This is a genomic window from Paenarthrobacter sp. NPDC092416 (assembly GCF_044755025.1).
Lineage (GTDB): Bacteria > Actinomycetota > Actinomycetes > Actinomycetales > Micrococcaceae > Arthrobacter.
In genome coordinates, this window is record NZ_JBIVQG010000004.1 from 79,476 (window position 1) to 91,258 (window position 11,783).

Annotated in this window: 9 protein-coding genes; 4 read left to right on the forward strand and 5 right to left on the reverse strand. The window is 63.3% G+C overall.

Annotation, left to right across the window (positions count from 1 at the left end; translation table 11 throughout):
• The first annotated feature begins 6 nt into the window (after positions 1–6).
• Positions 7–1,347, forward strand: a complete 1,341-nt coding sequence (locus tag ACIQC5_RS09955) for a hypothetical protein (RefSeq protein ID WP_400281117.1) — start codon at positions 7–9, stop codon at positions 1,345–1,347.
• Here the strand turns inward: ACIQC5_RS09955 and ACIQC5_RS09960 are convergent, their stop codons facing one another.
• The 3 genes from ACIQC5_RS09960 to rfbB form a co-directional block, all read right to left on the reverse strand.
• Entirely contained in the window at positions 1,348–4,011 is a 2,664-nt protein-coding gene (locus ACIQC5_RS09960) for a WecB/TagA/CpsF family glycosyltransferase (RefSeq protein WP_400281119.1), read from the reverse strand.
• A gap of 212 nt (positions 4,012–4,223) precedes the next feature.
• A complete protein-coding gene (locus ACIQC5_RS09965) occupies positions 4,224–5,678 on the reverse strand; it encodes a sugar nucleotide-binding protein (RefSeq protein ID WP_400281122.1) in 1,455 nt (484 codons plus the stop codon).
• A 4-nt stretch (positions 5,679–5,682) separates the two neighbouring features.
• Positions 5,683–6,681 carry a dTDP-glucose 4,6-dehydratase gene (rfbB, locus tag ACIQC5_RS09970; RefSeq protein WP_400281125.1) on the reverse strand — a complete coding sequence of 333 codons (999 nt, stop codon included), beginning with the start codon at positions 6,679–6,681 and terminating at the stop codon, positions 5,683–5,685.
• A gap of 53 nt (positions 6,682–6,734) precedes the next feature.
• On the opposite strand from rfbB, the gene rfbA reads away from it, so the two are divergent.
• Entirely contained in the window at positions 6,735–7,601 is an 867-nt protein-coding gene (gene rfbA / locus ACIQC5_RS09975; protein ID WP_400281127.1) for a glucose-1-phosphate thymidylyltransferase RfbA, read from the forward strand.
• 16 nt (positions 7,602–7,617) lie between these two features.
• Here the strand turns inward: rfbA and ACIQC5_RS09980 are convergent, their stop codons facing one another.
• Entirely contained in the window at positions 7,618–8,550 is a 933-nt protein-coding gene (locus ACIQC5_RS09980) for an aldo/keto reductase (protein WP_400281129.1), read from the reverse strand.
• A 52-nt stretch (positions 8,551–8,602) separates the two neighbouring features.
• Between ACIQC5_RS09980 and ACIQC5_RS09985 the strand changes: the two genes are divergently transcribed.
• On the forward strand, positions 8,603–9,436 hold the full coding sequence (locus ACIQC5_RS09985; RefSeq protein ID WP_400281132.1) for an undecaprenyl-diphosphate phosphatase: 834 nt from the start codon (positions 8,603–8,605) through the stop codon (positions 9,434–9,436).
• Between the two features lie 15 nt (positions 9,437–9,451).
• Positions 9,452–10,729 (forward strand): cysteine--1-D-myo-inosityl 2-amino-2-deoxy-alpha-D-glucopyranoside ligase, encoded by a 1,278-nt coding sequence (gene mshC, locus ACIQC5_RS09990; RefSeq protein WP_400281135.1) that lies wholly within the window; start codon positions 9,452–9,454, stop codon positions 10,727–10,729.
• An 85-nt stretch (positions 10,730–10,814) separates the two neighbouring features.
• Here the strand turns inward: mshC and ACIQC5_RS09995 are convergent, their stop codons facing one another.
• Entirely contained in the window at positions 10,815–11,720 is a 906-nt protein-coding gene (locus ACIQC5_RS09995; RefSeq protein WP_400281138.1) for a PAC2 family protein, read from the reverse strand.
• Positions 11,721–11,783 lie beyond the last annotated feature (63 nt).

Below are 11,783 nucleotides of genomic sequence, written 5' to 3' on the forward strand. Positions count from 1 at the left end.
TGATCCGTGAAACGCAGCACAGCCGTGGCCGCCGGCGGAGTCGCACTGGCCAGCCTGATCGTAGTGGTTGCGGCTGCCAGCGGCGTTCCACCCTTCCCCGGCAGTGGACCTGCCAGCTCCACGGCGTGGACGTCGGCACCCACCCAACCAAGCTATGAGGGCGTATCCCTCCGCCAGGTCGACGGTGGACCGGATTACTATGCCAGGTTCAAAAACGGCCTGCCCACGGATCCATCCTTCTTTCCCATCGCCGTCTGGTTCGAGAGCGTGCTGGATACCGGCAATGTTTCCCTGGACAAGGGCATCGGGCTCAACACCTATGTTGAACTGACGGCGAACTCCGACCTGGACCTTGTGCGGGCATCGGGCATGTACGCCATCCCCACCTTCGAGTCGGCGGCCGCGTCCGGCTTTGCGCTCAGTGATGAGGTAGACATGTGGGCAGGCCCGGGAAGCACAACCTGGACCGGAAAATATCCCGGGGAAGGGCAACTCTGCTCACCTGACGGCAGCAGGTGCGGCTACACCGTGCAACAGGACCGCCGAGCGGTTGCGCCCCCAGGAGCCATGCTTTATGCCAACTATGGCAAGGGAGTCACGTTCTGGCTGTCCGATGAAGAGTCCCAAGGGTTTTTCAAAGGCACGCAGGATCTTGTCTCTGCCGACAATTACTGGTTCACGGATCCAAACATTTGTGCCAAGGGTGAAGGCGGCGCCATCATCGGCTACACCCGGGACCTGACCGAAGACGAGTGCCGGTTGGCCGCAAACTACGGCTGGACTGTGGATCGCGTCCGGAAACTGCAGGATCCCGGTTCCGTGACGCCCATCTGGGGCTTCGTTGAAGCCGGCCATCCTTTCAAGGACTCGGCTGGCGCGACCACCATCACTGGCCCCGAGATCCGGGCCGCCGTATGGAGCAGCCTCATTCATGGAGCCAGGGGCATCATCTACTTCAATCACAACTTCGGCAGTGAATGCCTTTCCCAGCATGTGCTCCGGGATTGTGGCGCCAACGTCCGCCCGATTGTGGGAACCCTGAACCGGCAAATCAAGAATCTTGCCCCTGTGCTGAACGCCCCGTTCCTTGACGGCGCCGCAACCGTCACCGGTCCGGCGGATTACGCCACCAAACTCCACGACGGCAAGGTCTACATCTTCGCCGGCGCGAATTCGGCGGTAGGTGGCGAGGCGGCGTTCACGCTCCGCTGCGGCGGCAGCTCTGCCGTCGTGATTGATGAGAACAGGACCATCCCCGTAGTCAACGGTTCGTTCAAGGACACCTTCGCCGACGGCAACGCCGTGCACCTTTACCGCATCGAAGGCGGCAGCAGCTGCGGCTTGTGACTAGCGGCTGCTGTCGTCGCGTTCCCAAGCGGGCGCCGGCTGACGCACCAGCGGACGACGGCGGCCCGCACTTGCGAAGGCGGCATAGACCACCGCATCCATGGCACTCAGGGGACCGCGGACTGACCGGATCAGTTCCTGAAGCGTCCGGACTGTCGACGGTCCTGCCGGCGAGGCTGCCTTGAGGGGACCACTTGCGTCCTGCTGTGCGTTGCCACGATAGGTGCGGCGCAGGATGCCCAGCAACGCGGCAGTGTTCCGCGGCGTCCTGACCACCACAGGCGTAGTTTCCAGCACGGCCTTTTCGTCCGGACCGAAGAGACGGTCCACATAGTAGTCATCGCCGGTCAAAGCAGGGAACGTTCCGAGTCGCTCATGGGCTCGCTGGCTCATCGCATACGCGCCGGCTCCCCAGAGCGCCCGGGCATTCCCAGGGATCCGGTTCCTGGCCCGGTAGTATGCCCGGACCGGCCGGGACGCGCCAGTGGTGTCGTAGCGGAAGGCTGGCCGGGCAGCAAGGAGGGGTCCGTCGCCGAGCGCCCTGAAGACCGAACGGAGCGCCTCCGGGCTCAGTTCGATATCGGCATCCAGGTAGAGCCGCGGCCAGCGTTGCGTCACGGCGTCTGCAGCGTTCAAGGCGGCCACTTTTGACGCTTCGTCAACATGGAGGACATGAACCCCAGTGTGCCGGGCGGCGAGCTGTTCAGTCTCATCCGTGCAGCCGTTACAGGCCACGATGACGTCCACGGTGCCCGAATCAATGACTTCCTGGAGCGAATCCAGCGTCCGATCGATGACAGCGGCTTCATTGTGCGCAGGAATGATGACGGCCCCACTGGGGAACACGTCTGCATCAACGCGCGAACGGGTGGCGTGCGGCAACGTGGGCCAGCGCCGCATGTTCACAACCGCCAATGCCGCTTCCCGGTGGCCGGGCTTGTGAAGACGGGCTACCTCGGCCGCGCAGACGGCACCACGGAACAACGCTGCATGCCCACGCCCCAGATGCTTGGCTGCGTAGCGGACGCGGTTGACGGACATGAGGGCCGTCAATTGGGGGGACGAGCCCGAACCTCCGCGTTCGTGCCACATCCGCGCTGTTGGTTCGAACCAGATGTCCCGGCCTGATTCGCGGGTGCGGCGGCAGTAGTCAGTTTCTTCGGAATAGAGGAAGAACTGCTCGTCCCAGTCGCCCACGGCCTCGGCTGCCTCAGCGCTGATGAGCAGGGCCGCGCCGGTGGCCCAGTCGACGCGGTGCGCATGCTGGTAGCTTTCAGTTTCGCAGTCCATCTCGGACAACCATCCGGGCCGCCCCGGCAGATGGCTCCCCAACGCTGCATCGCCCAACGCGCGCAGGAAGCTCGGCTCCCGACGCAACGAAGGGTAGACACTGCCGTCGTCATCAAGGAGAGCAGGGACCACCATACCGGCGCCGGACTCGGTCATTCTTTTGCGCAAAGAGGCCACGGCACCGCGCTCCACCCGGAGGTCCGGGTTGAGGATCAGGAAAGTGTCTGCCGGGCCTGCTTCCCTGATGGCGGCGTTGATGCCGCCGGCGTAACCGAGATTGCCGCCCGTCCGCATCGCCAGGATGTCCGGGTGCTTGGCCAGCTCAGCCATGGTGGCGTCGTCGGGGGAGTTGTCGGCCACCACCACCTTGATGGACTGATCTGCCGTTTCCGCCCGCAGGCCGGCGACCAGCGGTCCGACGTCGTCGGCGTTGTTGTACGTGACAACAACGACGGCGACGTCGGCCCTCAGCGCCGCTGGCACGAAAGGTCCCGGAGCACGGCTGGGGGCGCACTCCGGGACGTCTGGGGCCGCGTGGAGTGCGCGGCCAATGCTTGGGTTGGGTACTGCAGGAGCCGGTCCACTGGCCTGCCGAAGTCTCAAATAGGCTTCCGGTCCGTCCACCAGGTAGCGGCGTGCGAGCCTTCGCGGCTCCAGCATCAAACGCCATGCCCACTCCATGCCGTGGGAGCTGATCCACGACGGAGCGCGCCTGATGTGTCCGGCAAGAAAATCCACCACAGCACCGAAAGCAAGCAACACCTTGGCGCCAGTCAGGTGGCCGTACTTGGAAATCCAGAGCTCCTGGCGCGGCTTCCCCATGCCAACCACCAGGATGTCCGGAGCGCTTTCGGCAATGGAAGCCGCCAGATCCAGGGAAGCATGCTCATCGGCCAGCACGGATCTTTCGGGAGCCCACCAGCCTGCAATGCCCAGCTCAGGGTGCTCAACGGCGAACCTCTTGCGGATCAGTTCCTGCGCCTGCTCGGAGCCGCCAAGGAAACCAACACGCAGGCCACGCCGTGCTGCCCCGTTCAACAGTGGTTCCACCAGGTCGCTGCCTGCCAGCCGGGGCCATGACCTTGCCGTCAGGCGTCGCGCCTCGGCTGCCAGGGGTGCACCGTCAATCAGGGTCAGCCAATCGACAGAGGCCTGATACTCCATGGTGCCCATCCAGCGGCTGCCGACGCCAAAATGCCGGATGTGGTCCAGGTTCGCGGAACAGACACCGAGCGGCAGGGAATCTTCCACGGACGCTGCGCGGTCCAGGATTTCGGTCAAGGCTCCGTCGAAATCCATCAGCTTTACGGGGACACCACCAAGGTTCACCCACTGGGATTCAGACGCCAAGGACGTGGTCTTCGATTGCAGCATTGCGGCTCCAGGCTCAAGCTCACGGTGCCACGCGGGGCACCACCATGTGACCGACGATCCGAAGCCGCTGCACTGCCCGGATCGTCGTGGGCGACCCTGGGGCCGCCCCACCAACATGTTTACTTGAGTTGTCTCCCGGCGCCGCCGAAGCGGTGCTGCCGTAACCGCAACTTTAGGCGCATTCCTTCACCCGCGCCAGATCTTGGAGGAGGCTATTTGCCGCCCGCCGAACGCACTGTCAGCCGGTTGCCGTCGTCGGGATCTGCGGCAGCGCCTTCAAGGTACTCGGCAAGCCGCCGCGTGGCAGGCGCAGGCGCGAATCCGGTGTTGTGGATCTTGGTGAGGTCCAGGACGCTGCTGCGGGGCCGCGGCGCCATCCCGGGCTTCGCGTAGTCGGCCGTGCTGATGGTCGTCACCTTTCCGGGATCGGCGCCGCACAACCTGAAAACCTCGCGGGCGACGTCGGCCCACGAGTACGGTTCGCCGCTGTTGCTCACGTTGTACGTCCCGAACGGCGCGGAGCTGGTCAGCAAGTGCCGGATGCCGGCCGCGATGTCTTTTGCGAAGCTTAGGCGTCCCCACTGGTCATCGACGACGGCGGGCGAAGCACCTTGGGCAGCCAGCGCAGCCATCGTTCGAACAAAGTTTCGACCTTCACCAACAACCCAACTGCTCCGCACGATGTAGTGGCGGGGGACCACTGCTGCCGCCGCGTCGCCTGCAGCTTTGCTTTGTCCATAGACACCCAAGGGGCTCGGCTGCTCGTCTTCGCCGTGGACGTCGACGGTGCCGTCGAACACGTAGTCGCTGGACACATGGACCAGCGTCAGTGAATGTTCGACGGCGACACGCGCCAAGCGGGTTACGGCACCGGCGTTGATGCGCCAGGCGGCCGCACGGCCTTGCTGTGTTTCGGCAGCATCGACTGCGGTGTACGCCGCTGCGTTGATGACCGTTGCGTATTTCCGCCAATCCATGGCGCGGTACGCCGCGTCATCGGTGATGTCGAACGTTGCCCTGCCGGCAAAGTCCACGGTTTCGTCGCCGTCGTATTCGGCCCTGAGCGCAGTCCCCAATTGTCCGTCTGCGCCCAGCACCAGTGTCCGCCGCGCCCGCATGGGGACAACATCGCCCAAGCGCGGATGGGTCCTGTCCTGGTCCGACACGATGGCCTGATCAAGGGGAATCGGCCACGGAACGGCGATGTCCTCATCAGCGAGGTTCAAGAAGGTGTAGTCGGCCTGCGCCTCGGCACTCCAATGATCGTTGACCAGGTACGTGTAGGCGGTGTTGTCGTCCAGCGTCTGGAAGGCGTTGCCCACGCCGCGAGGCACGAAGATGGCATCCTTGGCGGTCATTTCGGCGCAGAACAGCGTGCCGAACGTTGGCCCGTCACGGAGATCCACCCACGCCCCGAAAATGCGTCCCGAAGCCAGGGAGATGAACTTATCCCACGGTTCGGCGTGGATGCCACGCGTGGTTCCACGCTTGGCATTGAACGAGATGTTGTTCTGGACCGGCCCAAAATCCGGGAGACCCAACGCCACCATCTTGCCTCGATGCCAGTTCTCTTTGAACCACCCCCTGGCATCGCCATGAACCGGCAGTTCGTAGAGGACCATTCCGGGGATTGGCGTGGGCCGTGCGGTCAGCTCCGGCGTGTCCATGGGCCTAGTGACCCTGCTTGGCGTAGTTGGACTCTGTGTCGGCTTTCTGAGGCCTCCACCAGTCCTCGTTCTCCTGGTACCAGCGGACCGTATCTGCCAGGCCGGCGTCGAAGTCCCCGTACCGGGGCGACCAGCCGAGCTCCCTCCTGAGCTTGGTCGAATCTATGGCGTATCTGACGTCGTGGCCGGGCCGGTCCGTCACGAGGTCGTAGGATTCGACCGGCTGGCCCATCCGGACCAGGATCTTCTCCACCACCTCCCGGTTGGACCGCTCGCCGTCGGCGCCGATCAGGTAGGTTTCACCGATCCGTCCGTTACGCAGGATGGCGGCCACCGCGGATGAATGGTCCTCAACGTGGATCCAGTCACGGACGTTCAGTCCGTTGCCATAGAGCCGCGGCCTTGCGCCATCAAGGACGTTGGTGATCTGCCGCGGAATGAACTTTTCCACGTGCTGGAACGGCCCATAGTTGTTGGAGCAGTTGCTGATGGTTGCCTGCAGCCCGAACGAGCGGACCCACGCCCTGACCAACATGTCAGACCCCGCTTTGGTGGCCGAGTACGGACTCGTCGGCCTGTACACGGACTCTTCAGTGAATCGGGCCGGATCGTCCAAGGCGAGGTCACCGTAGACCTCGTCCGTGGAGACGTGATGGAAGCGGGTACCGTGCTTGCGGGCTGCTTCGATGAGCGTAAAAGTGCCCACGAGGTTGGTGTCCACGAACGGTCGCGGCTCCTGCAAGGAATTGTCGTTGTGCGACTCCGCCGCGAAGTGGACCACCGCATCCGTCGCCGCCACGAGCTGGTCCACGAGGGAGGCATCGCAGATGTCGCCTTTGACGAAGTCGTACCGTTCCGGGGGCAACCCGGCAAGGGATCCGAGATTGCCCGCGTAGGTCAATTTGTCCAGAACCGTGACATGAAGGCGCGTGTGCTCCATGATGTAGTGGACAAAGTTGCATCCGATGAATCCGGCCCCGCCGGTGACAAGGATTCTCTGCATGGCCCTAGAGTAGCCGTCCGCGGCGAGACTGGGCACAGGTGAGGACGGCAGGTTTGCGCGGAATAGTTCTTGCAGGCGGCACTGGCTCAAGGTTGCATCCGATCACGCTCGGAATCAGCAAGCAGCTGGTACCGGTGTTCGACAAGCCCATGATCTACTACCCGCTGTGCACGCTGATGCTGGCCGGGATTCGGGACATCCTGGTCATCACCACGCCAGGTGACGCAGGCCAGTTCCAAAGACTTCTCGGCGACGGCTCCCAATTCGGTATCAACCTCAGCTATGCGGAGCAACCCACCCCGGATGGGCTCGCCCAGGCATTCATCCTGGGGGAGGAGCACATCGGCACCGGCAAGGTCGCCCTCATCCTGGGGGACAACATCTTCAATGGTCCGGGTATGGGCAACCAGCTCCGCCAGTACACCGAGGTCGACGGCGGAGCCATCTTTGGATATTGGGTCAAGGATCCGTCGGCGTACGGTGTGGTGGAATTCGACGACGACGGGCTGGCGGTCTCGATCGAGGAAAAACCCGCAGTACCCAAGAGCAACTACGCAGTCCCTGGCCTGTATTTCTACGACAACAACGTGGTGGCCATGGCAAAGGACCTTGAGCCCTCAGCCCGGGGTGAACTGGAAATCACTGACATCAACCGGCAATACATGGAGGCCGGTCAGCTTCATGTGCAGAAGTTCCCCCGTGGCACGGCGTGGTTGGACACGGGAACGTTCAGCGACCTCAACGATGCCTCAAACTACGTCCGCACCACCGAGAACCGGCAGGGCCTGAAGATCGGCGCTCCTGAGGAGGTGGCGTGGCGGATGGGATTCCTCAACGATGACGAACTCCGGCAGCAAGCAGCCAAACTCTCCAAGAGCGGATATGGCAGCTACTTGTTGGACATCCTCGACCGCCAATAGTTGGGACGTGATGTCCCTAGGCCGCGGACACATCTTCCAGGGCGCGTGCAATCTCGGCGGGCAGTACCGTCAATTGCGCCTCCAGAATCTCTTTGAGCTGAACAGCGTTCCGGGCGCCAACGATCGCCGTGGCAACCCCTGGACGGGAAAGCAGCCAGCTGAGGGATACATCCGCGGACGAACGTCCCAGTCCCCGGGCGGCCATGGCCACGGCTTCCACCACGCGTGAGGCACGTGGCTCAAGGTAGGGCTCCACGTATCCCGCGAGCCTGCCTTGGGCTGCCCGCGAGTCCGACGGAATCTGACCGCGGTACTTTCCGCTCAAGACGCCACGGCCCAGCGGAGCCCAAGCCATGAGTCCCAATCCGGCGTCTTCGACCGCCGGGACGAGTTCTTCTTCGGCTTTCCGCTGCACGAGCGAGTATTCGGACTGGTTCGCCACGATCGTGAACCCGGCAATCGCTGCAGCTTTCGCAGTCTGCCAGCCGTTGTAGTTGGAAATACCGACGTAGCGGGCACGCCCGGTTCGCTGGGCCAGTTCCAGCGCCGAAAGGGTCTCTTCCAACGGCACGTTGGGATCCCACTCGTGGGCGAACCAGATGTCGATATAGTCGGTTCCCAGCCGGGCCAGGCTCGCGTCCAGGGCAGACAACATGGCGCCACGGGATGCGTTGACGCTGCGGCGGGCCTCCGACGACGACACGCCGGCTTTGGTGGCAATGACGACTTCCGATCTGGCCACGACATCACCCAACATGGAGCCCAGCATTGCCTCCGCCTGTCCGTGGGCATAGGAGGCTGCGGTATCGATCACCGTGCCACCGGCATCCACGAAGGCATAGAGCAACTCGGCGGCGTCCTGCTCATCGGTCTCCTGCGCCCAGGACATGGTTCCCAGGGACAGGGACGAGACACGGAACCCGCTGTTGCCGACGTAACGCTGCTGCATAGCTGCAAGCTTACGGGGAGTTCCCATACTTCATGACGTAGGGTCTATTCACGTGAACTGGATAGAAGCAGCCTTGCTGGGCCTCGTGCAGGGCCTCACCGAATTCCTCCCGATCTCCTCCAGCGCCCATCTGCGCATTGTCGGCTCGTTCCTGCCGGCTGCCGCCGATCCCGGCGCGGCCTTCACTGCCATTACGCAGCTGGGTACGGAGACCGCCGTCATCGTTTTCTTCTGGCGCGACATCGTACGCATTGTGGGGGCCTGGTTTGGTTCCCTGACCGGACGAGTCGCCCGGAGCAACCCGGACGCCCGCATGGGATGGCTGGTGATCCTGGGCAGCCTTCCCATCATCGTCCTCGGGTTGTTGTTCCAGGACCAGATCGAGTCCGTGCTGCGAAGCATGTGGATCGTTGCCACCATGCTGATTGTGTTCGGCATGATCCTCGCTGTGGCCGACGCCGTCGGCCGGCAGGAGAGAGATCTCACACAGCTAACCTACAAACACGGCATCCTGTATGGCTTGGCTCAAGCAATGGCCCTGATCCCCGGTGTCTCCCGTTCCGGCGGAACCATCACCGCAGGCTTGCTGATGGGTTACACCCGTGAGGCTGCGGCCCGCTATTCCTTCCTCCTGGCCATCCCCGCAGTGTTCGGCAGCGGCTTGTATCAGCTCTACAAAACCGTTTCCAACGAAGGCCTCGCCGGCCCGTACGGCCTGCCCGAAACGGCACTGGCTACTGTGATCGCGTTTGTGGTGGGCTACGTCATCATCGGCTGGTTCCTGAAGTTCGTTTCCACCCGGAGCTACAGGCTTTTCGTCTGGTACCGGATCCTCCTGGGCCTCGCCTTGTATGTCTTGCTCGGTTTCAATGTGATCAGTGCCTAGCACTAAGGTTGACCTGTGAAATCGTGGATCTCCCGCCCTGTTCCTGAGCTGCCCGGCAGCATGCCGCAACTACGTCTCTTCGACACCGCCCTCGGCGACGTCGTGGAGCTTGAACCGCGGCCCGAACAGTCCATGTACGTTTGCGGCATTACGCCGTACGACGCCACGCATATGGGTCACGCGGCCAGCTACGTCGCGTTCGATCTCCTCAACCGGGCCTGGCGGGACAGCGGCACCAGAGTTTCATACGTGCAGAACGTGACCGACGTCGACGATCCCCTCCTGGAGCGGGCAACCGCGACCGGCGTCGATTGGCGTGACCTCGCCCAAAGCCAAATCGATCTCTTCCAGACGGACATGGACGCTCTTAACGTCCTGGCACCCAATCACTACATTGGCGCCGTTGAGGCCATCCCGGACATCGTTCCGGCGATCGAGCAGCTCATCATTGATGGCCTCGCCTACCGGGTCCAGGGCTCCGACGGCGAACCCGACGGCGACGTCTACTACGACGTCGAAACCGCCGGCAAGCGCTCTGACGCTACCGACGCCTGGTCCCTGGGCGATGTCTCCGGCCTGGGCGAAGCGGAAATGCTCGCATTATTCGCTGAGCGGGGTGGCGACCCCAGCCGAGCGGGTAAGAGACAGGCGCTTGATCCTCTGCTCTGGAGGGTCGCCCGCGTTGGCGAACCGAGCTGGCCCGGTGGCACCCTGGGTGACGGCCGGCCGGGGTGGCATATCGAATGTACGGTCATTGCGCAGAAGTACCTCCCAGCGCCATTCACCGTCCAGGGCGGGGGCTCGGACCTTGTCTTCCCGCACCACGAAATGGGAGCCGGTCACGCCTATTCCATCTCCGGAGTTCCTCTCGCCAGGCACTATGCGCATGCGGGCATGGTGGGCCTCGAGGGCGAAAAGATGAGCAAGTCCAAGGGCAACCTCGTCCTGGTTTCGAAGCTTCGCGCCGCCGGCGAAGAACCGGCAGCCATCCGCTTGGCCATTCTGGCCCACCACTACCGTTCAGATTGGTCGTGGACGGACGAAGCGTTCGCCGCTGCCAAGGACCGGCTTGCCACGTGGCGTGACGCCGTAACCAAAGCCCCGGCTGGATCCGCGGCTGCCGTGGTGACTGCCATGCGCCAGGAATTGGCCAACGACCTCAACGCTCCCGGTGCGATCGCCGCCATTGATCACTGGGCTGCTGACGCGGTGGGCAACGACACCGCCGGTTCCGCCCAAGACGGTGCGCTGCTGAGCGACGCCATCAACGCGCTGCTCGGCGTGGAAATCTAAAACCGCTTAACTAGCAACGGCCCCGACAAGTAACGGCCCCGACATTTCGTCGGGGCCGTTACTTATTTAAGCGAAGATCAGTCCGTCAGGGTCGCTCCTTGCCGCGGCGCTTAAGATAGCGTTCGAACTCGCGCGCAATGGACTCGCCTGAGGCTTCAGGAAGATCAGCGGTGTCCTTGGCCTCTTCCAATTGGCGAACATAGGCGGCGATTTCAGGATCCTCGGTGGCCAACTCGTCCACCCCGCGTTCCCAGGCCTCTGCTTCCTCGGCCAAAGAGTGGCTGTCCAGTGGAACCTGGAGCAGGTCCTCAATCTTGTGCAGAATGGCCAGCTGGGCCTTGGGGGAGGGTGGCTGGGCTACGTAGTGCGGGACGGCCGCCCAGAGGGAAACCGTGGGGAGGCCCGCCAGCAATGCGAACTCGGCCAAGACTCCGACGATTCCCACAGGGCCCTCGTACTGGGAGGCTTCCAGGTTCAGGCGTTCGCGGAGAGAGCTGTCCTCAGTGGTAGTGCTCACCGGGATGGGGCGGCTGTGGGGAACATCAGCCAGCAAAGCACCGACCAGGATGACCGAATCCACTTTCAACGTTTCGGCGTGCACCAGGAGTTCAGTAGTGTAGGCCCGCCACCGGTAGGAAGGTTCCGTGCCCAGCACGAAGACAACGTCCACGTTGCTGTCCGGCACCTCGGCCTTGTAAATCCGGGTTGCCGGCCACTTGACCTTCCGCGCACCGGAAGAAGTGCGGCGGACCGTTGGGCGCGTGAATTGGAAATCGTAGTATTCCTCGGCGTCCACGGTGGCGACCTTCTTGCCGTCCCACAGCTTGTTCAAATAGTGCAGTGCATCGCTGGCTGCTTCTCCGGCGTCATTCCAGCCTTCAAATGCGGCAACCATCACCGTGACGCGTTGTCCGGCCGTGGGTTCCTTGAGGAAACGCTCGGGCTCCGCTGCGATGTCCTGTCCTTCGGGGGTCCCGTCCACACTGTTCATCCACTCACCCTACGTCCAACACCCTCGACGACGCATGGCATTGCGCGGGCGCGTGTCCCTTCT

Excerpts from the sequence above, each read along its gene's own strand:
- ACIQC5_RS09965 (WP_400281122.1), bottom strand. The coding sequence starts at position 5,678 with ATGGACACGCCGGAGCTGACCGCACGGCCCACGCCAATCCCCGGAATG.
- ACIQC5_RS09960 (WP_400281119.1), bottom strand. The coding sequence starts at position 4,011 with ATGCTGCAATCGAAGACCACGTCCTTGGCGTCTGAATCCCAGTGGGTG.
- rfbB (WP_400281125.1), bottom strand. The coding sequence starts at position 6,681 with ATGCAGAGAATCCTTGTCACCGGCGGGGCCGGATTCATCGGATGCAAC.
- ACIQC5_RS09995 (WP_400281138.1), bottom strand. The coding sequence starts at position 11,720 with ATGAACAGTGTGGACGGGACCCCCGAAGGACAGGACATCGCAGCGGAG.
- ACIQC5_RS09980 (WP_400281129.1), bottom strand. The coding sequence starts at position 8,550 with ATGCAGCAGCGTTACGTCGGCAACAGCGGGTTCCGTGTCTCGTCCCTG.